The 23,147-nt window shown below is 69.5% G+C and carries 23 protein-coding genes and 1 pseudogene; 9 read left to right on the forward strand and 15 right to left on the reverse strand.

Annotated features, from left to right (window positions below):
- Nucleotides 1-17 precede the first annotated feature (17 nt).
- Nucleotides 18-1,025, forward strand: coding sequence for an AraC family transcriptional regulator ligand-binding domain-containing protein (locus AB0H50_RS04460; protein ID WP_357446547.1), 1,008 nt, complete (start codon nt 18-20; stop codon nt 1,023-1,025).
- A gap of 4 nt (nt 1,026-1,029) precedes the next feature.
- On the opposite strand, the gene AB0H50_RS04465 is transcribed toward AB0H50_RS04460, so the two are convergent.
- The 5 genes from AB0H50_RS04465 to AB0H50_RS04485 form a co-directional block, all read right to left on the reverse strand.
- Nucleotides 1,030-1,221 carry a hypothetical protein gene (locus AB0H50_RS04465; RefSeq protein ID WP_357446550.1) on the reverse strand — a complete coding sequence of 64 codons (192 nt, stop codon included), beginning with the start codon at nt 1,219-1,221 and terminating at the stop codon, nt 1,030-1,032.
- 180 nt (nt 1,222-1,401) lie between these two features.
- Nucleotides 1,402-2,436 carry a CobW family GTP-binding protein gene (locus AB0H50_RS04470; RefSeq protein ID WP_357446553.1) on the reverse strand — a complete coding sequence of 345 codons (1,035 nt, stop codon included), beginning with the start codon at nt 2,434-2,436 and terminating at the stop codon, nt 1,402-1,404.
- Between the two features lie 85 nt (nt 2,437-2,521).
- The gene (locus tag AB0H50_RS04475) at nt 2,522-3,910 is read right to left on the reverse strand and encodes an N-acetylmuramoyl-L-alanine amidase (RefSeq protein ID WP_357446555.1); all 1,389 of its coding nucleotides are present in this window, start codon (nt 3,908-3,910) and stop codon (nt 2,522-2,524) included.
- Nucleotides 3,911-4,119: 209 nt separating this feature from the next.
- Nucleotides 4,120-4,530: a Rieske (2Fe-2S) protein gene (locus AB0H50_RS04480; RefSeq protein WP_357446558.1), complete on the reverse strand. Its 411-nt coding sequence runs from the start codon at nt 4,528-4,530 to the stop codon at nt 4,120-4,122.
- Nucleotides 4,531-4,613: 83 nt separating this feature from the next.
- Nucleotides 4,614-5,093 (reverse strand): sigma-70 family RNA polymerase sigma factor, encoded by a 480-nt coding sequence (locus tag AB0H50_RS04485; RefSeq protein ID WP_357446561.1) that lies wholly within the window; start codon nt 5,091-5,093, stop codon nt 4,614-4,616.
- 301 nt (nt 5,094-5,394) lie between these two features.
- Between AB0H50_RS04485 and AB0H50_RS04490 the strand changes: the two genes are divergently transcribed.
- Both AB0H50_RS04490 and AB0H50_RS04495 read left to right on the forward strand, forming a co-directional pair.
- Nucleotides 5,395-5,760 carry a hypothetical protein gene (locus AB0H50_RS04490; protein ID WP_357446564.1) on the forward strand — a complete coding sequence of 122 codons (366 nt, stop codon included), beginning with the start codon at nt 5,395-5,397 and terminating at the stop codon, nt 5,758-5,760.
- Between the two features lie 101 nt (nt 5,761-5,861).
- Nucleotides 5,862-6,263: a PaaI family thioesterase gene (locus AB0H50_RS04495; protein ID WP_357446567.1), complete on the forward strand. Its 402-nt coding sequence runs from the start codon at nt 5,862-5,864 to the stop codon at nt 6,261-6,263.
- On the opposite strand, the gene AB0H50_RS04500 is transcribed toward AB0H50_RS04495, so the two are convergent.
- A complete protein-coding gene (locus AB0H50_RS04500; protein ID WP_357446570.1) occupies nt 6,258-7,124 on the reverse strand; it encodes a cyclopropane mycolic acid synthase family methyltransferase in 867 nt (288 codons plus the stop codon). The genes AB0H50_RS04495 and AB0H50_RS04500 overlap by 6 nt on opposite strands.
- Nucleotides 7,125-7,473: 349 nt before the next feature.
- On the opposite strand from AB0H50_RS04500, the pseudogene AB0H50_RS04505 reads away from it, so the two are divergent.
- Nucleotides 7,474-8,577 (forward strand): annotated as a pseudogene (locus tag AB0H50_RS04505) (transcription termination factor Rho, short form); the annotation flags it as partial.
- 450 nt (nt 8,578-9,027) lie between these two features.
- Here AB0H50_RS04505 and AB0H50_RS04510 read toward each other — a convergent pair.
- The gene (locus tag AB0H50_RS04510) at nt 9,028-9,465 is read right to left on the reverse strand and encodes a DoxX family protein (RefSeq protein WP_357446573.1); all 438 of its coding nucleotides are present in this window, start codon (nt 9,463-9,465) and stop codon (nt 9,028-9,030) included.
- Between the two features lie 102 nt (nt 9,466-9,567).
- Here AB0H50_RS04510 and AB0H50_RS04515 point away from each other — a divergent pair, with 102 nt between their 5' ends.
- Nucleotides 9,568-10,137 (forward strand): TetR/AcrR family transcriptional regulator, encoded by a 570-nt coding sequence (locus AB0H50_RS04515; RefSeq protein WP_357446576.1) that lies wholly within the window; start codon nt 9,568-9,570, stop codon nt 10,135-10,137.
- An 80-nt stretch (nt 10,138-10,217) separates the two neighbouring features.
- Nucleotides 10,218-10,595, forward strand: coding sequence for a hypothetical protein (locus AB0H50_RS04520; RefSeq protein WP_357446579.1), 378 nt, complete (start codon nt 10,218-10,220; stop codon nt 10,593-10,595).
- A 23-nt stretch (nt 10,596-10,618) separates the two neighbouring features.
- Here AB0H50_RS04520 and AB0H50_RS04525 read toward each other — a convergent pair whose 3' ends face one another.
- The 8 genes from AB0H50_RS04525 to AB0H50_RS04560 all read right to left on the reverse strand — a co-directional run bounded on the left by AB0H50_RS04525 (nt 10,619) and on the right by AB0H50_RS04560 (nt 21,747).
- Nucleotides 10,619-13,006 (reverse strand): NACHT domain-containing protein, encoded by a 2,388-nt coding sequence (locus AB0H50_RS04525; protein WP_357446582.1) that lies wholly within the window; start codon nt 13,004-13,006, stop codon nt 10,619-10,621.
- A 355-nt stretch (nt 13,007-13,361) separates the two neighbouring features.
- A complete protein-coding gene (locus AB0H50_RS04530; protein ID WP_357446585.1) occupies nt 13,362-14,690 on the reverse strand; it encodes an MFS transporter in 1,329 nt (442 codons plus the stop codon).
- A 273-nt stretch (nt 14,691-14,963) separates the two neighbouring features.
- Nucleotides 14,964-15,728: a 3-oxoacyl-ACP reductase gene (locus AB0H50_RS04535; protein ID WP_357400158.1), complete on the reverse strand. Its 765-nt coding sequence runs from the start codon at nt 15,726-15,728 to the stop codon at nt 14,964-14,966.
- A gap of 38 nt (nt 15,729-15,766) precedes the next feature.
- Nucleotides 15,767-17,128: an aldehyde dehydrogenase family protein gene (locus AB0H50_RS04540; protein WP_357446588.1), complete on the reverse strand. Its 1,362-nt coding sequence runs from the start codon at nt 17,126-17,128 to the stop codon at nt 15,767-15,769.
- A gap of 14 nt (nt 17,129-17,142) precedes the next feature.
- On the reverse strand, nt 17,143-17,892 hold the full coding sequence (locus tag AB0H50_RS04545) for a gamma-glutamyl-gamma-aminobutyrate hydrolase family protein (protein ID WP_357446591.1): 750 nt from the start codon (nt 17,890-17,892) through the stop codon (nt 17,143-17,145).
- Nucleotides 17,873-19,237 (reverse strand): glutamine synthetase family protein, encoded by a 1,365-nt coding sequence (locus tag AB0H50_RS04550; protein WP_357446594.1) that lies wholly within the window; start codon nt 19,235-19,237, stop codon nt 17,873-17,875. Before AB0H50_RS04550 ends, AB0H50_RS04545 begins: the two co-directional genes overlap by 20 nt.
- Before the next feature lie 92 nt (nt 19,238-19,329).
- On the reverse strand, nt 19,330-20,817 hold the full coding sequence (locus AB0H50_RS04555) for a phosphatase PAP2 family protein (RefSeq protein ID WP_357446597.1): 1,488 nt from the start codon (nt 20,815-20,817) through the stop codon (nt 19,330-19,332).
- Nucleotides 20,818-20,841: 24 nt separating this feature from the next.
- Nucleotides 20,842-21,747, reverse strand: a complete 906-nt coding sequence (locus tag AB0H50_RS04560; RefSeq protein ID WP_357446600.1) for an NADP-dependent oxidoreductase — start codon at nt 21,745-21,747, stop codon at nt 20,842-20,844.
- A 30-nt stretch (nt 21,748-21,777) separates the two neighbouring features.
- On the opposite strand from AB0H50_RS04560, the gene AB0H50_RS04565 reads away from it, so the two are divergent.
- From AB0H50_RS04565 to AB0H50_RS04575, 3 genes are read left to right on the forward strand one after another with little or no spacing between them, the layout of a single operon-like run.
- A complete protein-coding gene (locus tag AB0H50_RS04565; protein ID WP_357446603.1) occupies nt 21,778-22,236 on the forward strand; it encodes a hypothetical protein in 459 nt (152 codons plus the stop codon).
- A gap of 9 nt (nt 22,237-22,245) precedes the next feature.
- On the forward strand, nt 22,246-22,560 hold the full coding sequence (locus AB0H50_RS04570; RefSeq protein ID WP_357446606.1) for a hypothetical protein: 315 nt from the start codon (nt 22,246-22,248) through the stop codon (nt 22,558-22,560).
- On the forward strand, nt 22,500-23,147 hold the full coding sequence (locus AB0H50_RS04575; protein WP_357446609.1) for a discoidin domain-containing protein: 648 nt from the start codon (nt 22,500-22,502) through the stop codon (nt 23,145-23,147). Before AB0H50_RS04570 ends, AB0H50_RS04575 begins: the two co-directional genes overlap by 61 nt.

Raw genomic sequence — 23,147 nt, forward strand, 5'->3', positions numbered from 1 at the left:
CTGCGGCAGGAGGACGTGTGGGCACCGATCAGGTGTTGTTGCATCGTTTCGTCATCTCGCAGCTCACCGCTGCGGGAGCCGATCGGGAGAAGCTGATCCGGGAGACCGGGCTACCGGAATGGACGATGGCGGGCGACGACATGCACCTGCCGAGCCACACCTTCTCCCGGCTGTGGGAACTCGGCGCGCACGCGCTCGGCGATCCCGCGGTGGCGTTGCAGGTGGCCAGGCGCTACGAGCTCACGAGCCTCGGACTCTACGACTACCTGTTCTCCACCGCGCCCACCCTCGGCGCCGGGCTCGCGACCTGCGGACCGTACGTCTCCGCGGTCTCCACCAACCACCGGTTCGACCTGCGTGCCGAGAACGAGCACGAAACCACCCTCTATCTCGACATCATCGACGGCGAGGGCGTGGGACGCGACCTGACCCAGCTGTGGGGTCTGGGTGCGGTGCTGAGCCGGGCCCGCCGGGTGGTGCGCGAACCGCTCGCGCCGGTCCGGGTCGCGCTGCGCCAGCAGGCGCCCGCCGATCATCGCGCCTACGTCGAGGTATTCGGTACGGCCGCCATCGAATTCGACGCTGCGGTCGACTCGATGACCTTCCGCTCCTCCGATATGGATCTGCCGCTGACGACCGCCGACCCGGTGCTGGCGAAGATCCTGCGCCCCCTGGCCGACGCCCTGCCACCGCCACCGCCGCTGCCCTCGGCCTGGCCGCAGCGGGTGGCCGAGGCGCTGGCCGTCGCGCTCGACGCGGGCGACGCCTCGCTGAACCGCGTCGCCCGGCGGCTGGCCATCAGCCCGCGCACCTTGCAGCGCAGGCTCATGGAGGCCGGGACGACGTGGCGCAAGGAACTCGACCGGGCGCGCGACGCCCGGTTGCGGCAGGCGAGCGCGGCGGGTTCGCTGAGCAAGGCGCGGCAGGCGCAACTGCTCGGCTATTCCGACGCCGGTTCGATGCGCCGCGCGGCGCGCCGGTGGAGCGTCGCCGAGCACGCACACCGATGCGAGCTGTTCGACTGACGCCTCACACGCGCAGGAAGCTGGCCGCGATACGCCAGAAGGTGGCGTCCTCGATCGCCTGGAAATCCCAGCTCTCGGTGATGCCTCTGGTGGCGGCGACGATCGCCGGTACGTCGAAGTCGTCGCGGGTGGCGGTTCCCTTGGCCTCCAGCGCGGCGATTACATAAGCGGTGGCGCTCTCGCACGTCTCGGACACCGAAATTCTCCCCTCGGTCGCACAAAGATACGGTCGATCACGGTCATGGACCGACGCCGTGCGCGGCGCATGGCGCCGACCCCGACACGGCGGGCGTGCGGTCAGTCTTGCCGACAACGCGGTCGCCGCGAAAGCGCCGAACGCGCCACCTTCCGGCAAAACGCGCCACCTGTGGCGAGGTCAGTGCGGGGTGTAGCGCCACACCCCGAGCAGCGCCTGTTCGTCGAGGAAATCGTCGGCGGTGTGCACGGTCTCGCGCAGGCGCGACAGCGCGGCGTCGGCGGGCATGCCCGCCCCGATCAGCACCAGCCTGCTGGTGCGCGGTTCGCCGCGACGCCACGCGCCCGGCTCGAAGACGATGTGCCTGCCGACCATGTGCAGCACGAACTTCCTGCGCTCGGCCGCGACGCCGAACGCCGCGAAGCCCTTGGCGCGGAACAGGCCCGGCGGCGGATCCTCGAGGAAGCCGATCAGCCTGCGAGGATCCAATTCCCGTTCGCTGGTGAAAGAGACACTGGTGTAGTCGTCGTGCAGGTGGCGGTGCTCATGATCGCCGTCGTGGTCGTGATCGGCGAGCAATTCGTCGAAGCTCAACTGTTCGGCGACGCGCGAGATCTCGCGCAGCGGCTCGTCGAACAGCAGGCCGGGATCGATGCGTCCCCTGGTGGTCGCGTACACCGGCACCGTGCCGACCAGTTCGGCGATCTCGCCGCGCAACGCGTCCAGCTCGGCCGCGCCGACACGGTCGGCCTTGTTGACCACCACCAGATCGGCCAGCCGCAGGTGGGTGAGCAGCTCCGGATGCCGTTCGCTGGTTTCCGGGAACTGTTCGGCGTCGACCACCTCGACCAGACCGCCGTAGCGGATGCGCGGATTGTCGCTGCCTACCACCATCCGGATGAGGTTGCGCGGCTCGGCCAGCCCGCTGGCCTCGACCACGATGACGTCGATGTTCGCCCGCGGCTGCGCCAGCCGGGTGAACAGCTCGTCGAGCTCGGTGACGTCGACCGCGCAGCAGACGCAGCCGTTGCCGAGCGAGACCATCGCGTCGACCTGCCCGGCGACCAGCATCGAATCGATGTTGATGGCGCCGAAGTCGTTGACGACCACCCCGATTCGGGTGCCGCGATTGTTCCGCAGCAAGTGGTTGAGCATGGTGGTCTTTCCCGAACCGAGAAAGCCGGCGACGATCAGCACAGGAATCCGGTCAGCCACCCGGACCACCCTAGTGCGGCGCGCGACGGCGCGAAAACGGCCGGACGCCGCCCGACGGATCGGGCGGCGTCCGGTGGGGCGAGGGCTAGCGCGCGGGGCCGAACAGTTTGCCCGCCAGGGCGTAGGCCAGGTTGATCAGCTCCGTGGTGATCGCGGTGTTGTCCATACCGAGTGTCTGTGCCAGCGGCATGAGCAGCTCCAGCACGGTGGTCGCCAGGCTGCCGAGAGCGCCGGAATCCGTGTCGGACTGGGAATTCGGCGTCGACTGGGTACCGGGCGTCGACTGGGTACCGGGCAACGCGTAGTTTCCCGGCGTCGCCGGGTTGTTCGGCGACACCTGGTTACCCGGACTCGCCTGGGTGCCAGGGCTCGTCTGGGTGCCTGGCACCGGCTGAGTGCCGGGAGCGGACCTGCCGCCGGGCGACGTTCCCTCGAGGGTCTGCGCCTGCGGCGTCGCGGCGCCGGGAGCGCTTTGCGTCGAGCCGTTGGATGTGCCGGGAGTCGTTCCGTTCGGCGCGCTCTGCGCCGCGCCGTTCGGTGTCGAGCCGCCGTTCGCGGTCGAGCCGTCGGCGTTCGGGGCGGACTGCTGGGCTGATGTGGACGGTGCCGGAGCATTCTGCCCTGGCGTCGACTGCACGGGCGCCGATGCGGGCCGGTCGGTGGCCGATCCGCTCGCCGCGGGCGGAGCGCCGAGCAAGAAGCTCACCAGCCCGGTGGTGATCGCGACAGCGTGCTTCAGCTGTCCGTCCGGACTCTCCAGCAGCGCGGCGTCCTCCGCGTTCGCGCCGTTGCCCATTTCGACGAACACGTTCGGCACGGCGGTCAGCGCCGGTCCCGCGATATCGGATCGCGTCTGGAGTCCGTCCTGCACTCCGGCATACGTGGCCGCGGGGAAACCTGCCTGCAAGTACGCGTCGCGCACCGACTTCGTCGCGGCCAGGCCGGGTCCGGACTGGACCTGGTCGACCTTGGCGTCCGGCACCGGCAGCTGCGGGACGATCAGGTGGAAGCCGCGGGAGGCGGCCGGGGCGCTGTCCGCGTGGATGCTCACCGCCACCGCGGCGCCGGAGTCGTTGGCGGCGCGGGCCCGTTCATCGATGCAGCCGCCCCAGCCACTGTCGTCCTGGCGGCTGAGCACCACCCGCGCGCCGAGGGTCTCCAGCGAGGTCTTGATCAGCTGGGCGACATTCCAGTTGATGGTGTGTTCCGGTACGCCGTTGACGGAGGTCATGCCGGTGGTCTGGCAATCCTTGGTGCCGCCGCGCCCGTTGTCCACCTGCCTGGCGAGGTTCTCGGCGTGGTTCGATCCCTGGTGGCCGGGGTCGAGGAATATCGTTCTGCCCGCGAGCTTGTCCGCCATGTCCGGCGCGGCCGGAACGGCTGTCGCGGTGCCGGGAACGAACCCGGCGAGCGTCGCGGTCACCGCGGCCGTGACGGTGGTGGAGATACCGGCCTTGATGATGCCTGGCTTCATGTTCGGTCGGCGCCCCGGGACGGAGCACCCCTCCCTTCCCACTAGTAACACCAAACCCAGTGGCCCACTCTTGCAACGCGCCACTCAGCGAAGCAAGGCCAGTTACCGAACTGTTACCAAGACAGATCTATGTATCGCACCTGTTCAGAAGCAATCACCATAGCCGCGCGACCGCCCCTGAGACCGATATGGCTTCCGATCAGCGTTCGTCAGGCGGTGACGATGCGGTCGCCGTCGACGCGGACGGAGCGGGGTGCGAGGGGGCGTTCGGCCGGGCCGGTGGCCACCGTGCCGTCGAAGCGGAAAGCGCTGCCGTGGCAGCGGCAGACGATGGTGTCGCGCTCGATCTTCGACACCGAGCATCCGAGGTGCGTGCAGGCAGCCGAGAATCCTTGGTACACACCGGCTTGCGGTTGGGTCACCACGGTGCCGCTCGCGATCACCGCGCCGCCGACCGGCACGTCGGCCACCTTCGCGACCTCGGTACCCGGCGCGACCCCCTGCGCGGCCGGTTGGGCGGGCGCACAGGCGGCGACGGTGACGGCAGCGGCGGCCGCACCGGCGCCCGCCAGCGCGGTCCGTCTATCGATACGCGGTTCACGGCGGTCTTCGGATTTCATCGGTCGGCTCCCCACCTGGTTCGGGCACTGCCGAACACGGTAGAGGGACCGGTCGACCGATCGCGAACCGGACCGCCGCCTGGTCAGGCGCCCAGCGGGAGCTGCCGCATCGATCGCAGCGCGTAGTGCACGCGGGTTTTCACGGTGCCGACCGGAACACCGAAGTCGGCGGCCACCTCCCGGTACGCGCGGTCGCGCAGGATCACCTCGACGACGGCCTCGCGCTGGGCCTTGGGCAGCCGCGACAGCAGTTCGGCGACCAGCAGCCCGTCGACGAGTCCGTCCACGAAATCGGGGTCGGCGCCTGGCATGGCGGCGAGGTCGCCGACCTCGTCCCACGCCGTGTCGAACGGCCGCGCCGCGCGGGCACGGGCGATATCGATGATGACGTTGCGCTCGATCGCCAGCAGCCAGGTGCGCACGCTGCCGCGGCGCGCATCGAACTGGGAGCAGGAACGCCAGGCCCGCAGCAAGGTCTCCTGCACCGCGTGCTCGGCCAAACCCGCGTCTCCGAGACCATGGCGCGCGCGCCAGTGCAGCAGTCCGCGATCGGCGGCGAGCACCCGAGCCAATCCTTCCTCGGTGCACAGGCCCGCGCAGTGGGCGCCACACGTTCGCCGCCTCTCCGTGAGCGCGCCCAATGGCCGAGTACCTCTCACACCATCGATATCGCGGCCGCCCGGTCCGATGACACAAGCGATCACCGATTACGGCGGATTCGTGCGAACAGCGCGCATCTGTGACGGAAATCGCTCGAATACCCCTTCTCCGGCGGACGACTCTGGTAGATCTGGCCACGAAGACGCGGGGATCTTCGCAGGTCAGCCGTCCAGTCAGGGCGTTGATATCGAGGAGAAACAGCGCATGCGCATGCTGGTGATCGCGGGGGCGATGGCGTCGGCCGCGACCTTGTTCGGGGCAGGAACCGCGGCGGCCGAGCCCGCCGACGTGATGCCGGGCGACGGCCTCTACATGGTCGGCGTCGACATCCTCCCCGGCGTATGGGAAGCGCCGGGAACCCCCGACCCCGCCTACGGCTGCGATTGGCGCAGGCTGTGGAAAGTCGAGGGGGACAACACGAATATGCAGTACATCATCGGCAACAACTTCACCCGGCTGAGCCCGGTCCGCGCCGTGATCAAGCCGACCGACGTCGCGTTCAAGACGGTGAACTGCGGCGGGTGGCGGAGAGTGGCGCAGCCGCCTTCGACGGGTTCGGCCGGCTTCTGATCGAGAGCCCCAGCGCGGATTCCTGCCAAGCACACGCGGATCGACGCCGATTACCCCGGAGGTAATCGACCGACGCGCCACCGCCCGGCAGCATTGTCGCCATGATCGACGAGACCGGCACCAAGCTCTTCCACCAGTCCATGCCGTTCACCGAGCGCCTCGGCGTCGAGGTGCTCGAGCACGGCCCCGAGCTGGTGCGCAGCCGGATCGCGTGGGACGAGTCGCTGTGCACGCTCGGCGGGATGCTGCACGGCGGCGTGCTGATGTCGCTGGCCGACGCGACCGGCGCGGTGTGCGCGTTCCTCAATCTGCCCGAGGGCAAGCAGGGCACCACCACCGTGGAGTCGAAGTCCAACTTCTTGCGCGCCGTGCGCTCCGGCCACGCGGTCGCCACCGCGCGCCCGCTGCACGCGGGCCGCTCGTTCATCGTCGTCGAGACCGAGATCCGCGACGACGCGGACAAACTCGTCGCAAAGGTGACCCAGACTCAGGCCGTTCTATAAACCCAGTTTCACCATCGTGAACTGCATGACGTCGACATGCCCGCAGCGGAAATGCGCCCCGCAGCCGGTCAGGTACTTCAGGTAGCGGGCGTACACCTCCTCCGAGGTGAGCGCCACCGCGCGTTCGCGGTTGGCCACCAGCGCCGCCGCCCAGAGATCGAGGGTCTGCGCGTAGTGCTCCTGCAGTGGCTGGATCCGCTCGGTGCCGAGTCCGGCCTGCCCCGCGAATCGGGTGACCTCCGCCGGTCGCGGCAGCTGCCCGCCGGGGAAGATCTCCTTCTTGATGAACAGGCTGAACCGCGCGTCTTCTCGGGTGAAGGGAATATTCATCCGGCGCAGGTCGTTGAGCGTGTAGCCGACGATCGTATGCAGCAGCATCCGTCCCTCCTCCGGCAGTATCCGGTAACAGCGCTCGAAGAACGCCGCATACCGCTCCCGCCGGAAGTGTTCGAAGGCACCGATGCTGACGATCCGGTCCACCGGTTCTTCGAACTCCTCCCAGCCCTGTAGCCGGACCTGGACCTCGGGCAGTCCGAGTCGCTCGATCTCGGCCGCCACGTGCTCGTACTGATTGCGGCTCAGCGTCAACCCGGTGACCGCAACACCGTATTGCTGCGCCGCGCGGAACATTGTTGCGCCCCAACCGCATCCGATATCGAGCAGGTGCAGTCCCGGCCGCAGGCCGAGCTTGCCGAGCGCGAGATCGATCTTGGCCTGCTGCGCCTGCGCCAAGGTCATGCCGGGGCGCTCGAAGTAGGCGCAGCTGTAGGTCATCGAGGGGTCGAGGAACAGCCGGTAGAAATCGTCGGATACGTCGTAGTGCGATTGGACGTCCCGGTAGAACGGCTCGAGTGCGCGCATGAGGGAACTCCCGTTCTGTTGCTGGTCATGAACGGGTACGGACCGCGCGGCGGGCGGGTTCATCCTTGCGCCGATCGTGGCGCGGCAGGTAACCTCGGCGCTGTCGCCCAGTGGTTGTAGACAAACTCCTCCCACGGACGACTCGGAACTCCCCGCTTTCCGCGAACTCGGATTCGCGACGAACGGGACCCATCCATCGCTCCCGCGCCCATCGCGCCGATCGGTATCGCGGCCACCGGATCTCCGCCGCACTCATGGCATTCGCCACCGCATCACTTCATCCCGGTAAGGAAACATCATGAAAGACAACAGCTCTCAGCACTCGACAACCAGCGGCGACCAGGCTGAACGGCCGGTCTCCGGCATTCTCGACGTCGTCGGCTCCACCGCCACCTTGCGCGTCGACGGCTACCTCCCGAGCGACGACGACCTGTCCGTCCCACCCCGACTCGTCCGCGAAAGCCGTTTACGCCGAGGCGATTTCGTCACCGGCACGGCGCAGGCCGGGCAGCGCGGCGCGAAGCGGGACATGCTCGTCCGCGTCGATACCGTCAACGGCCAGAGACCTGACAGCGCGGGGCAGCGACCCGCCTTCGAGAACCTGGTACCCCTCTACCCGAATCAGCGCCTGCGCCTGGAAACCGAGCCGCACGAGCTGACCACCCGCGTCACCGACCTCGTCATGCCCATCGGCAAGGGTCAGCGCGCCCTCGTCGTCGCGCCGCCCAAGGCGGGCAAGACCTCGGTGCTGCAATCCATCGCGCACGGGATCGCCAAGAACCACCCCGAATGCGAGCTCATTCTCGTGCTCGTCGGCGAGCGGCCGGAAGAGGTCACCGACCTGGCCCGCACCGTCCCCGCCGACGTCGCCGCCGCCACCTTCGACCGGCCGCCCCGCGACCAGATCGCGCTGGCCGAACTCGCCGTCGAACGCGCCAAACGCCTCGCCGAAACCGGCCGCGACGTGGTCGTCCTGCTCGACTCGCTGACCCGCCTGGCCCGCGCCTACAACAACGCCGCCCCGACCTCGGGCCGCGTCCTCTCCGGTGGCGTCGACGCCGCCGCCCTCGCTCTCCCCAAGCGCTTCCTCGGGGCCGCCCGCAATTTCGAGAACGGCGGCTCGCTCACCATCGTCGCCACCACCCTGGTGGAAACGGGCTCGCTGGCCGACACGGTGATCTTCGAGGAGTACAAGGGCACCGGCAATGCCGAACTCAAACTCGACCGCGCCACCGCGGCTCGCCGCGTCTTCCCCGCCGTCGATATCGCCCAGTCCGGTACCCGCAAGGAAGAGCTCCTGCTCACCCCCGCCGAACTCGCCGCCACCCACCAGTTGCGCCGCACCCTCGCCGCGGTCGACGGCAACCACGCCACCGAGCTGCTGCTGGAAGGCCTGCGTCAGACCCAGACCAACGCCGAGTTCCTCACCCAACTCCCCCGCCCTCGCGGCTAACCCCCTTAAGTCCCCTTTAAGCCGCTGTCAAGACCCCCAAGGCATTGTCTATTTCAGCCCGGCCGGGCCTGTCCTAGGAGGGGGGGACAGGGTCGGCCGGGCTCCTTTGTTGGGTGGGCCTTCTCGAGGAGTGCATCCTCACCCACGCGCGAGACAGCTCACGCAGCTGCCGCAGACCGGCATCGAAGTCCTGCGCGGGAATCCCGAGTAGCGGTGCGCCCCTTGGGTTTCCGGGCTGTATGCCCGCCTTGCGTGCGGCGGTCGCCAGCGCCAGCCGATGAATCGAGCGAATTCACGGGGACCTCCGCGCGGGCCGTAGCCACCATTGTCGGCCGACGGCAGGTAGGGCCCAAGCGGACGCTGGCGCGCTCCTGCGGGCGGCATCTCCCGAATCTCGCCGGACATCGGCGACCGGTCGGCCAGAGGCGCGGCGCGGCAGTCGAATTCACACTATCCGGCGATCACCAAGACGGTCGCGCCGAGGAACACCACCTGCACGAGGGTCCGCAGCGGCAGCGGCATCGTCTTGATGCCGACACCCCGGCGCGCGGCCCACACATTGGCGGGGAACATCACCAGGAGCAAGGCGGCGAGACCCGCCGCCGCGAGGGCCGCGGTGGCCGGGATCAACAGGCCGACAGCGCCCGCGATCTCCAGCACGCCGGTGAGCGTGACCAGCGCCGGGGCGGCGGGCAGCCGGGGCGGCACCATCTCGATCAGCGCCGAGCGGCGCGGTTGCTGGAAGTGCGCGCCTGCGGTGAGCGCGAACATGGCCGCGAGACCGAGCCGAACGGCGTCGGACCACGAATCGAGCCATGCGATCTCGCCGAGCAGGCCGATGAGGCGGGCCAGCGCGGTGACGACGGCGAGGACGACGAGGGGGGCCATAAGTATCTCCCTGGAGGTGACGACGAACCAATCTTGACAGTGGCAAGATTAAGGACGACCACCGAACTTGTCAACGACAAGATTGTCGGCCACTATCGGGGTATGGCGAAGAGCGGTTATCACCACGGCGACCTCCGCACCGCGATCCTGACCGCGGCGGCCGAGCAGATCGCCGCCGACGGCGTCGACGCGATCTCGCTGCGCGGACTCGCGCGACGCGCGGGCGTCTCGCACGCGGCGCCCGCGCACCACTTCGGCGATCGCGCCGGGTTGCTCACCGCGTTGGCGACCGAGGGTTACGACCTGCTCGGAGCCGAACTCGACAGTGCCGGGCCGGATTTCCGCGAGGTCGCGGTCGCGTATGTCCGCTTCGCGCTGAACCATCCCGGACACTTCGACGTGATGTTCCGCCGCGACCTGCTGCGCGCCGACGATCCCGAGCTGCGCGCCGCGCGCACCCGCTCCGGCGCCGCGTTACGTTCCGGCGTCGCCGAGCTCCAACCTGAACGCACCGACGGGAGCGAACGCGCCATCCAGCTGGCGGCCTGGTCGCTGGTGCACGGTTTCGCCGCGCTGTGGCGGGAGGGCGCGCTCACGGATTCGACGCTGGCCGATTCGACGGACCCGGAGGAACTGGCTCGCGCCATGCTCGCCACGGTCCAGTTCGACTGAGACACCCGTGGGCGGCGTATCTTCTTGCACAGCAACGACGAAAGGAGCAGGCGATCGACGCTGGATCCCGCCGACGCACCATGGAAGTCCACGCCTACCCCACCCGAGCGACCACGCCGGTGGATCTCCCCGCGGCCGAGCACATCGCCGCCGAGTACCTGTCCTCTCCCGAAGAGCGCGCGACCGGAATCACCAACGTGGTCACCGAATTCGAGGGCGGCTTCGTCGTCGTCGCGATCCACGGCCCCGTGCCCGAGGGAGACTCCCCGCTGCCGCCACCGGTGATCGGCGGCTCGGTCAGCGTGATCGACAAGGCCACCGGCGCGGTCTCCTACTGGCCCACCTACCCGGCCGAGCTGGTCGCCGAGCACTACGACCAGATGCTGCGCACGGGTCGGCTGGTCATCGCCGACGACTGGCCGAACCTGGACGAGGACATCGACCCAACCCGCGAATAGCCGCCCGCGCTACCGATTCGGGTTCAAGCGGCGCTCCCGCGTGGCCCGCCATCACCGCGCAGAACCGACGGCACCTGTCGACTTGGACCGACCTTTCCCGGAACATCCGGATGATGCGCGAGGTGGTCCTGGAAGTCGGCGTGCCGGAATTGATAGACCGCACCGGTGGTCCGCAGTAGACCGAGCCGATGGGCGTCGTCGAGAAAACCCATTGTCTTCCAAGGAAGTTCGCCCTTCAGCGCCAGCCAGCGAGATGTCACGACGAATCCGAACCAGGCGGGCTCGTGAGTCGACGCGACCGCGAGTCCGACGGCAACCCAGATCCCCAGCCCGCCTGCGACCCACACCAGCAGCCACAGTGCCAGACCGGCTATGGGCACCGCGATCCCCACGATCGCCAGCCCGCTCGCCAGCGCGAAAGCCAGACCGAACGCCAAGCTGACGATCGCGGTGAGGTTGCGTGAATTCCGGTAGGCGGAGGTCGGAGTCCGGGATGGTTCCTCACTTCCCGGAGACCTCATCCACTTGGTCAGCCCGAATGCCAGCCCTCCGGCCGGTCCCAACGCCATCCCCAGCGCCAGTTCCCAACCCGTCACATCCAACGCCAGTTCGACTATCAGCCCGAACGTGAGCCCGAACACCAGTCCGCCCACAAGGTCCCTGGCGAGGGCTCGTCCCCGGTTCCGGAATCGCAGATCGGCATATCCGGGTTCCGGCGTGCCGCGCACTTGCCGACCCACCTCCAGACCGACGCCCAGTGTGAACACCAGGCCGACCACCGATCCGATCACCACCCCGGCAAGCTCCAAACTCGCGGTCTCCCCTGCCGCGAGGGTCGTCACCCCGTGCAGCCCTTCCACCGCCACGACCGTAAGGACGATCATCGCCCCGACGACCGGCACGAACACCATGACGAACGCCGCCGCGGTCGCCAGTCCGAACAACAGCTCACGACCCAGGTGACCCGGCATCGACGTTCTTCGTACTTTCCGCCCGCTCCACAGACCCAGCACCACCGCCCCCGCCAGGCTGAGGATCAAGGCGGCCAAGCCGCCGCCTGCGTCACCGTCCATGAGCCAGATCGCCTGACCGACCCCCAGCGCGACGGTAACTCCGAACACCGCCACGATCACAGATGTCGTAACGCGAGTGGGGACGGCCTCGGGCAGGGACCACCAACGCAGGTCACGTTCGCCGCCCAACACCACCGCCAAGTACGCCAGCCAGTGCCGGGTCTTATCGGGGTCCCAGAGCCGACAGGGGTGCGACGGATTGCCGCGCGCCGGACGCTTCTGCGCGATGACGGCGGGAATAAGCTCCTCGAACAGGTGAGCCATGATCGCACGGGCGTCCGGATAGCGATCACGATCGAGAAGAGGGGCCGGATCGTTCTTCTTCTCGATGTACACGGTGCGCAACAGCCACAGGCCCAGCGGAGTCGCACACACCCCGCCCACCGGTGTGTCGTGAAAACCACGCAGCTCGTCGCGCACCGGAGCCCAGCGCGGACACTGATTGGGCGGAAGGCAGCGTCCGAGATAGCTCGCCGCTTCTCGAGCGGTGAGCGGCTGCGCCTCGATCACGGCGGCCGCGGTGAGCACGTCCGCTTCCGCGACAGCGTCGGCGTATTCGTCGGTGCGGCTGGTCAACACCACCGGATCCTTGGCGCCGAGCGCGGCGTTGAGTGTGGTGAGAAGCGCCGCTCGCTGGCGGGGAGCGAGTTCGTCCAGTCCGTCGATCACCGGCAGCACCTTGCCGTGGGTGACCAGCTCTTCAGGCATGTCCCGAGCGATAGCACGCATCGCCGGGTAGTCCTGACCGAGCCGGGCAGCGAGCCAGTCGTGAAAGTGTGGGAAGGCCTTGGGGTTCCAGCTGTTAGCGGTCAGCAGTACCGGAACTGGATCCATTGATGTGCGGACTTCGAGCAGTCGTAGCACCAGTTGCACCGCCAGGGTGCTCTTACCGGACCCCTGCGCACCGAGAATCACAAGCCGACGACGAGCAAGGCGTTCGAGAAACCATTCGGCGAGAACGTCGACCCGGGCACCGTCCCCTTCGAGGACCGGCCTGCCGCGAAAAATGAGATGTCTGAGGTCGGAAATATCGCGCCCACGCAACTCCCAGCGCACCTGCATCGGATCCGGATCGTTCAGACCGAGGATCTTCGCTTCCTCCTGCCATCGGATCCGTACGAGCGCGGCCAGCCGCTGTACGGCGTCTTCCAGCGGCGGCAATTTCGAAGAGTGCCCGTCCGAAAGGTAAGACAGATACAGGCCCGCAGCTGCGACGAGTAGGGAGCCGACACTAATGGCTACCGAAAGGGTCAGCCGGTGGAGAATGACGGCGAGAATGGCGAAAACGAAGCCGGCGGCGACAACCGCCGCCGCGATGAGGCGTTCACGCCGCCGCATCGTCTCTCCGGACCTTCGACCGAGGGGCGCCATCTTTCTTCACCCAATCGCGAGTTGACCTTCATCTCGGACGCGGCGACCAGCCTGCCCGGCCGCGCTACCGTCTCGTACAGACATCCTGTAACCGGCACGGACGGATGGCCTGAGTAATCGACTACGCGAATAGCTGGCTACCTCGATCCTGTGGGCAGGTGAGCCGTCGCCATCGCGGCCTGCCGCAAATGCAGGTACCGGCTGCCGCCCGCGCTGCCATTGCGGTCTTGCTGACCAGCGCGGGTTGCGCCTTGGGCAGCAGCTTGGTGTCGGCCACCGTGGCGGCGGGTCAGAGTCCGGAAGCCGAGACCCGCGGGCCGGGTCAGGTCGCGGGCTGAGCCACTGCGGGGAGCGATGCGCGGTCGGCGTCGGGGACGGTGGTCCCGCGCAGCGAGGTGCCCGCGGTCTCGCGGAGGAAGACCCAGGCGACCAGGCCGATCAGTGACGCCACGACCGTGTACGCGGCGGGGAACAGCGACCAGCCGGTCGATTCGATCGCGGCCTCGTTCACCAGCGGCGCGGTGCCGCCGAAAACCGCGGTGGAGACGTTGTAGGCGAAGGCGAAACCGGCGTAGCGCACGTGCGTCGGGAAGATAGCCGGGAAGGTCGAGCTGATGGTGGACAGCTGTGGCACGTACAGCAGTCCGAGCACGATGAACCCGACGATCGCCCACGCGGTCCCCTGCCCCATCAGCCAGTACATGGGCAGCGCGAGCACGGTGAGGCCGATCAGCGAGAACAACCACACCGGCCGCCTGCCGACCTGATCGGAGAGCCTGCCGAAGAACGGCAGCGCCAGCATCATCACCAGCTGACCGGTCAGCATCATGGCGGTGGTGGCGGACTCCGACATCCCGATGGTCTTCTGCAGGTAGGTCGGCTGGTAGGTGAGCAGCGTGTAGTTGACCACGTTGAGTGCGATCACCAGCCCGCCGAGGGTGAGGATCTCGCGCCGGTAGCCGGTCAGCAGCTCGCGCAGCCCGGTGGGCGGATGCGGGTTCTCGGCGACCTCCTGGAACACCGGCGACTCGTCGAGCTTGGCGCGCAGGTACCAGCCGGTCAGGCCGAGCGGGACGGCGAGCAGGAACGGGATGCGCCAGCCCCAGTCGTGCATGGCGTCCGATCCGAGCGCCAGCTGGCAGGCGAGCACCACGGCCGAGCCGCCGACGAACCCGGCCATTGTGCCGACTTCCAGGAAGCTGCCGAAGAAACCGCGCCGCCGGTCGGTCGCGCACTCCGCCAAATACGTCGCTGCACCGCCGTATTCGCCGCCGGTCGAGAAGCCCTGCAACACCCGCAGCGCGATAAGCAGCAACGGGGCGAACACGCCGACCGAGGCGTGGGTCGGCAACAGGCCGATCGCGCCGGTCGCGGCCGACATGAGCAGAATCGTGGTGGCCAGCACCGCTTTTCGGCCGAGCCGGTCGCCGATCGGACCCCACACCATGCCGCCGAGCGGACGCAGCACGAACGAGATGGCGAAGCCGAGCATGGTGCCGAGCGTGCCGAGCTCGCCGGGAAAGAACGCGTCGGTGAGATAGGTGGCCGTCGCCGCGTACACGCCGTAGTCGAACCACTCGGTGGCGTTGCCCATGGCCGACGCGGCCACCGAGCGCCGTAGCCGCGTCGGATCCTGTCCGCGATCGGTCATGCCCGTCTCCTCACCGGCCCGTCCCCTCGGGCCTCGATTCGTCCGTCCGGCTCCCTGAAAAACAGGAGCCGGGCACGGAACAAACCGATACCCAGGTTTCACGCGGACCAAACGGCGGCGAACCCGAGCGGTCGTCCAGTGCGCACCCGGCCACCTGCACCGCGACCGGTGAATGTGATTTGCGCCATATAGGCGGCGAAGGGACGTGATCGAAGGGCTACACGGCTGAGCGCCCGGACCGGCTCGAAGACCCGTCCGGGCGGCGCCGAAGCGCTAGATCGGCGTGACGTAGGCCCCTGAGATGCCGCCGTCGACGAGGAATTGCGAGGCGGTGATGAAGGAGGCGTCGTCGCTGGCGAGGAAGGCGACCGCGGCCGCGATCTCCTCCGGCTGCGCGAAGCGGCCGAGCGGAATGTGCACCAGGCGGCGCGCGGCCCGCTCCGGATCCTTGGCGAAAAGCTCTTGCAGCAGCGGCGTGTTCACCGGGCCGGGGCACAGCGCGTTCACCCGGATGCCTTGCCTGGCGAACTGGACGCCCAGCTCCCGGCTCATGGACAGTACGCCGCCCTTGGACGCGGTGTAGGAGATCTGCGAGGTGGCCGCGCCGAGCACCGCCACGAAGGAGGCGGTGTTGATGATCGAGCCCTTGCCGCGCACCAGCATGTGCTCGATGGCGTACTTGCTGCACAGGTACACCGAGGTGAGGTTCACCTCCTGCACGCGGCGCCAGGCGTCGATGCCCGTGGTCAGGATGGAATCGTCCTCCGGCGGGGAGATTCCCGCGTTGTTGAAGGCGATGTCCAGCCCGCCGTACGCCGCGACCGCGGCCTCGAACATCTCCCTGACCTGGGTCTCGTCGGTGACGTCCACCTTCACGAACAGGCCGTCGACCTCCGCGGCGGCGGCCTCGCCCGCACCCGCGTCGATGTCGGCCACGACCACCTTGGCGCCCTCGGCCGCGAAGCGGCGCACCGTGGCCAGCCCGATCCCGCTGCCGCCGCCGGTGACGACGGCTACTCGATCCTGTAAGCGCTGCAACGCATCTCCTTCTCGGTGGATCACTGGGTGTCGATGGTTCACTGCGTGGCGATGAAGACGTTCTTGGTCTCGGTGAAGGCCAGCGCGGCGTCGGGGCCGAGTTCGCGCCCGAGACCGGACTGTTTGAATCCGCCGAACGGAGTCCAGTACCGCACCGAGGAGTGCGAGTTCACCGACAGGTTCCCGGCCTCGACGCCGCGACAGACCCGCAGCGCCCTGCCGAGGTCGTTGGTCCAGAGGGAACCGGACAACCCATATACGGTGTCGTTCGCGAGGCGCACCGCGTCGGCCTCGTCGTCGAACGGCAGCACCGCGACCACCGGGCCGAACACCTCCTCGGTGAGCACCCGATCGGCGGGCCCGGTGGGCAGCACGACCGTCGGCGGATACCAGAACCCTGGGCCCTCGGGGCGGTGACCGGTGAAGGCCACCTTCGTCGACGGCTCCACGAATCCGGCGACCCGCTCGCGGTGCGCGGCCGAGATGAGCGGGCCCATCTCGGTGTCCTCCGCACCGGGATCGCCCACCCGCACCCCGCGCACCGCCGGCTCCAGCAATTCCAGGAAGCGATCGAACACGCTGCGCTGCACCAGGATTCGCGAGCGTGCGCAGCAGTCCTGCCCGGCGTTGTCGAACACGCCGTACGGCGCGGTGGCTGCGGCCCGCTCCAGGTCGGCGTCGGCGAACACGATGTTCGCGCTCTTGCCGCCCAGTTCCAGGGTCACCCGCTTCACCTGTTCGGCGCAGCCCGCCATGATCTGCTTGCCGACCTCGGTCGACCCGGTGAACACCACCTTGCGCACCGCGGGATGGGTGACGAACCGCTGTCCCACCACCGACCCCTTGCCCGGCAGCACCTGGAACACGCCCTCGGGCAGTCCCGCCTCCCTGGCGAGTTCGCCGAGCCGCAGCGCGGTCAGCGGCGTCAGCTCGGCGGGCTTGAGCACCACCGCGTTTCCCGCGGCGAGTGCGGGCGCGAAGCCCCACGCCGCGATAGGCATCGGGAAGTTCCACGGCACGATGACGCCCACCACGCCGAGCGGCTCGTGGAACGTGACGTCGAGGCCGCCCGCCACCGGAATCTGCTTGCCGGACAGGCGTTCCGGCATACCGGCGGCGAAATGCAGTACGTCCCGGACGTTTCCGGCTTCCCAGCGGGCGTTGCCGATGGTGTGCCCGGCGTTGTCCACCTCCAGACGCGCCAGCCGCTCCAGATCCGCGTCGACCGCCTCGGCGAAGCGGCGCAGCAGCCGGGCCCGGTCACCCGGCGCGACCTCGCGCCAGTGCGCCGCCGCTCGTCGCGCGCGCTCGATGGCGGCGTCGGTCCCCGCCACGTCCATCGGTTCGACCGTCGCCACGACCTGCTCGGTCGCGGGATTCACCACCTGGGTTACCGCCATGTCGTCCGCTCCTCTCACCCGACTCGTGCTCGCCGGTAGGCCGCGGCCGCGACCACCAGTGCTCGCATCAGACGATCATCGGCCGGATCGGCCTCGGGATGCCACTGCACGCCGATCAGGAACGGCCCGCCGGGGAACTCCGCCGCCTCGATCGACCCGTCGCGCGAGCGCGCGCTCACCACGAGACCCGGCGCGAGCGCGTCGATCGCCTGGTGGTGATGGCAGTGCACGCGCAGCTCCGGCCCGGCCAGGGCGTCGACCTGGGTGTCCGGCTCGGTCAGCACCTTGGTGATCCCGAACGAACCGCTGCCGCCCGAGTGCTCCTCGTGACCGACCACGTCGGGCAGGTGCTGAATCAGCGTGCCGCCCAGCGCCACGTTGACCAGTTGCAGTCCGCGGCACACCGCGAGAATCGGCACACCGGCCGCCCGAGCCAGCCCGAACAGGCCGAACTCCGACTCGTCCCGGTCGAGCCTGGTGTAGCCGAGCGCTGCGTCGCCGAGTCGCGCGCCGTAGCGGGCCGGGTCGACGTCCGCGCCGCCGGTGAGCACCAGCCCGTCCAGCCGCTCCACCAGTTCCGGTCGCGCGACACCGGCGGGCGGCAGCAGCACCGGGATGCCGCCCGCCCGGTCGACCATGTCGATGTAGTCGTGTTGCAGCACCGCGCTTCGCGTGTCCCAGGTTCCGAATCGGGCCTGCTCCACGTAGGTCGGCAGGCCGATGACGGGGCGCGCCGCGCCGGGGTCAGAGTCGTTCGAATCCACGGGTTCGCTCCCAATCGGTGACGGCGGCGTCGAAGGCGTCCAGCTCCACCTGCGCCGCGTTCCGATAGTGTTCCACCACTTCCGCGCCGAAGGCGGCGCGGGCCACGGCGCTCTCACCGAACAGCTGCGCCGCTTCCCGCAGCGTCTTGGGCACTCGCGGGCGCTGCGAGCGATAGGCGTTGCCGTGGAACTCCGGCTCCAGCGGCAGCCGCCGCTCGATGCCGTGCAGCCCGGCCGCGAGCGAAGCCGCCACGGCGAGATAGGGATTCACGTCGCCGCCGGGGACCCGGTTCTCCACCCGTAGCGAAGGGCCATCGCCGACGACCCGTAGCGCGCAGGTGCGGTTGTCCCGGCCCCAGGCCAGCGCGGTCGGCGCGAAGCTGCCCGAGACGAATCGCTTGTAGGAGTTGATATTCGGCGCCAGCAGGTAGGTGAACTCGCGCAGGCAGTCCAGTTGCCCCGCCACGAAGTGCCGCATCAGTGCGGACGTGCCGTCCTTGCCGTCGCCCGCGAAGACCGGCTCGCCTTCCTCGTCACGCAGACTCAGGTGGATGTGGCACGAGTTGCCTTCGCGCTCATTGTATTTCGCCATGAAGGTGATGCTGCGGCCCTCCTGGGCGGCGATCTCCTTGGCGCCGGTCTTGTAGATGCTGTGGTTGTCGCAGGTCACCATGGCCTCGTCGAAGCGGAAGGCGATCTCGTGCTGGCCGGGATTGCATTCGCCCTTGGCGGACTCGACATACATTCCGGCCCCGGCCATCTCGTTGCGGATCCGCCGCAGCAGGGGTTCCACCCTGGACGTGCCGAGCATCGAGTAGTCGACGTTGTACTGGTTGGCGGGCCGCAGGTCGCGGTAGCTTCGGTCCCACGCGGATTCGTAACTCTCGTCGAAGATCAGGAATTCGAGTTCGGTGCCGACGTAGGCGCGCAATCCGTGCTCGGCCAGCCGGTCCAGCTGCTTGCGCAACACCTGGCGCGGCGAGGCGGCCACGGGCTCGCCTTCCGGATGCACCTGCTCGACGTCGCAGAGCACCAGCGCGGTGCCGGGCAGCCACGGCGCCAGCCGCAGCGTGCTCAGGTCGGGGCGCAGCACGAAGTCGCCGTAACCGGTGTCCCAGGACGACATGGCGTATCCGTCGACGGTCGTCATCTCGACGTCGACCGCCAGCAGGTAGTTGCACGCCTCGGTCGCGTTGTCGAGCACCTCGTCGACGAAATACCGTGCCGCGCAGCGCTTTCCTTGCAATCGCCCCTGCATGTCGGTCATCGCGACCAGCACCGTGTCGAGTTCCCCCGTCTCGACCCGCTCCCGCAACTCCGCCAGCCCCAGCATCCCCGTTCGCATCCCACGGCCCCTCTCGGCGTCGACCCGTGCTCACGCTAGAACAAAAACCGACCGCGCGTGCGGGGACACGCAAACCGATGACGCGGCAGCGCCTACGCTTCCGGCGGACGGAACAGGGCCAAGGCGGACGGGCGGCTGGCGAAGGCGAAATCGGTTCCGCGGAGATCGACTTCGCCGTCGGTGGCCAGCGATACCGAGTCCTCGCCGACGCGCACCGCGAGCGCGGGGACCTCCCTGCGCACATAGGTGGCCGAGTTGCCGAGGGTGCCGGTCAGCGCGGCCCAGATCAGGCGGGTACGGGAGAAGCGAACGTCGGCGCGCAGGTAGCGGACGTCGAGGGTCCCGCGATGCAGCTCGGGGCGCGACATCGGGACCTGATCGGCGGGGTGGTAGCGGCCGTTGCCGACGAACAGCATCCAGATGGCCGTCGGAACGCGGTCGATGACGGTGTGCAGCGGCTGCGCGCCGAGCAGGACCCGGGTCATCGCGACGGCCGCCGCGGGCCATTTGCCCAGCCGCGGCTCCCACCGCTCCCGCATCCGGACGAAGTCGGGGTAGCCGCCGAGGCTGGCGGTGTTGACGAAGATCCGCGAACCGCCGCCGAACCGCACCTCCGCCGCGTCGACCCGGACGACCGTGCCGCGCTCGAGCGCGGCGAAAGTGGGCTCGGCCGCGTCGACGCCCGCGTCCCTGGCGAAGTGGTTGAGGGTGCCGTCGGCGAAGACCGCAAGCGGCACCCCGCGCCGGACCGCCACCTCGGCCACCGAGGAGACCGTTCCGTCGCCACCGGAGACGCCGAGCGCGGTGACGTCGGCGCGGTCGAGCCACGCGTCCAATTGCGCGCCCAGATCGCGCTCCGGGTCGATCTTCAGTATCTGCGCCGCGGGCAGCCCGGCGCGCAGCTGCGCGGAGGCCAGTTCACCGTTACCGCTGCCCGCCAGCGGATTGGTCACCAGCAGCAGGCCGCGCCCGTGCGGGACCGGATCGACCTGCTCGGCGCGGCCGAGCAGCGCGGGTTCGTCGGCGCGCGCCGCCCACCACCGGTGCGTGACCAGCGCGACCGCCGAGCCGAGCAGCGCGCCCGCCACCACATCCGATGGCCAGTGCACGCCGATATGGACGCGGGAATAGGCGACGGCGAGTGCGAGCGGAGTGATCGCGGTGGCCGCCTCCGGACTCTCCAGCGCGACACCGGTCGCGAAGGCGGCCGCCGAGGCGGCGTGGCCGGAGGGAAACGACGACGAGACCGGTGGCCGGACCAGACGGCGGACGAACGGCACCGACTCGTCGGGCGGCCTGCGGCGCGGGAACACCGGCTTGGCGATGCCGTTGGCGATGCCACTGGCCAGACTCACCGAGAGCAGGCCCCGTACGCCCGCCCGTCGCAGCGGCCGGTTCCCGAGCAGGATCAAGCCTGCGCCGATGCCGATCCAGAGCCGACTGTGATTGGCGCTCGTGCTCAGGCTCCGCAGCAGCCGGTCGGCGGGCGTGGGCCGCACCCGCGCGCTCCTGCCGATCAGCCAGACATCGAGATCGCTGGCCAGTCCGGGCGGCGGCTTGCGGATCCGAGGCGGTCCCATCGCTCCAGCCTAGGACGGGCCGCCTCACTCGACGGTCAATACGACCTTGCCCGGTCCACGGCCGTGCTGCATTTCCCGCTGCGCCGCGGCCGCCTCCGCCAGCGGAAAGACCCGCGCCGCGCCGGGGAGACGGAATTCGCCGCGCGCGACACGCTCGGCGATCGCACCGAGCAGGGTGGCCGAACGCGGTCCGGGACCGGCCGAAAACAGGATGCCGAGTTCGGCCGCCGCACCGTCGGCAATGGTGACGATGCGATCGGTGCCGCCGCGCAGTTCGATCGCGGCGGGCAGCACCCCGTGCCCCGCGGCGTCGAACACGGCGTCGACACCGTTGGGAGCCAGTGCGCGCACCCGTTCGACCAGTCCGTCGCCGTACGGGGTCGGGATCGCGCCGAGCGCGCGCACCAGCTCCTGGTTGGCGGGCGCGGCCGTGCCGATGACGGTGGCGCCCTCGGCGCGGGCCAGCTGCACCGCCATCGAGCCGACCGCCCCCGACGCGCCGTTGACCAGCAGCGTCTCGCCCGCCCGCGGCCGCAGCAGATCCAGCACCTTCGCCGCCGTGCTCACCGCGACCGGGAGCGCGGCGGCGTCCGCCCAGGCCAGGCCCGCGGGCTTGGGCGCCACTTCGGCGCTCACCGCGTACTCGGCATAGCCGCCGCGCGTCCAGCCGATCACCTCGTCGCCGACCGCGACGCCGGTCGCGTCCGGTCCGAGCGCGTCCACCACGCCCGCCACCTCGGCGCCGGGGTACTGCGGAAAGCTCGGCTCACCGAAAACCAATGCACCCGAACGGATCTTCCAGTCGGCGGGATTGACCCCCGCGGCGCGCACCGCGATTCGCACCTGGGCGCCGGTCGGCTCCGGCACGTCGATGTCCACGACCCGCAGCACGTCGGGTTCGCCGAACTCGTAGAACGCGATGGCGCGCATCCGGCCTGCCTTCCCCGGCCCGATGCGGCCGTGGTCGATGGAGAGACGAACAACAGCCGCCAGGATATGCCCGCCGGAACCGAAGTCGCCGGTGCGGTGGTGTCCGTTCTGGACGCCGGTCCCGATGCGGTGACCGCTCCGTCGCCGCCGCGGGACGACCTCAGCGCGAGCCAGCAGGCGCGAATCACGGTGCGGGAAGGCCAGTCCTACACCGCCGCCAAGTTCGTCGGCGTCGACACCGCGCGCACCGCTGCCGATCCCGCAGCCTCCGCGCTGGCCGAGGCGCGGCGGGCAGCGGACGCGGGCTGGGCAGCGCTACTGACCGAGACCACCGCGACGTGGGCAGACCTGTGGCGCGGGGACGTCGAGATCCCCGGCGAACCCGACGTGCAGTCCTGGGCGCGCGGCGCGCTGTATTCGTTGTATTCGGCGAGCAATCCGGCCCAGGACAACAGTCTTTCGCCGGTAGGGCTCAGCAGCGACAACTAGGCGGGGTCGGTGTTCTGGGACGCCGACATCTGGATGTTTCCCGCCCTCCTGCATTTCGCGCCGGAGCTGGCGAGATCCGTTGTGGAATACCGGTACAAGACGCTGCCCGCTGCGAAGGACAACGCCCGGCGCCTCGGCTTCCCCGGCGCGTTCTACCCCTGGACCAGCGCGACGGACGGCGATCTCGAGGAATGCCACAGCTGGGATCCGCCGCACTGCCTCAACCAGATTCACCTCCAAGGCGACGTGTCGCTGGCGGCTTCTTGCAGTCGCTCACCAGCGGACTGCTCGGGCTGCGGCTGCGCGCCGACGCCGTCGAGGTGAATCCGACGCTGCCGCCGCAGTTCGAACACGGCGTGACGCTGCGCGGCATGCACTGGCGGGGACGGACTTTCGACGCGGAGATCGGCGCTGAGCGAACGACGGTGATGGTGACCGGCGGCGACCCGATGCCGCTGCGGACGCCGAGCGGGACGCGCACCGCCGCGCCCGGCGATCCCGTGACGATCGAGACCCGCCGCCCCGACCGCGCCCCCACCGGCAACCTCGCCCGCTGCCGTCCGGTCACCGGTTCGTCCGCCGAGGCGGGCCGCTATCCGGACGCCGCGGTCGACGGCGACACCGCCACCGGGTGGGCGCCCGACGGCTCGCACGGCAGCCTCACCGTGGATCTGGGCGACTCGGCCCGGGTCGAGCGGGTCTCGCCGCGCTGGGGCGAACCCGCGCCCGCGACATCGTCGCTCGCGGTGTCCGAGGACGGGCACGCGTGGTCCGCCGTCGCCGCCGACCCTTCGACCGGTGCGCTCACCGAACCGGTCGCCGCGCGATTCGTCCGGCTGGAGGTGACCGGGGCGAATCCGGCCGCGCCGCCGAATGTCCGGGAGCTGGAGATCTCCGGCTCCCGCGACTGA

The sequence above is a fragment of the Nocardia sp. NPDC050793 genome, assembly GCF_040654065.1.
In the GTDB taxonomy this organism is placed as follows: Bacteria; Actinomycetota; Actinomycetes; order Mycobacteriales; family Mycobacteriaceae; genus Nocardia.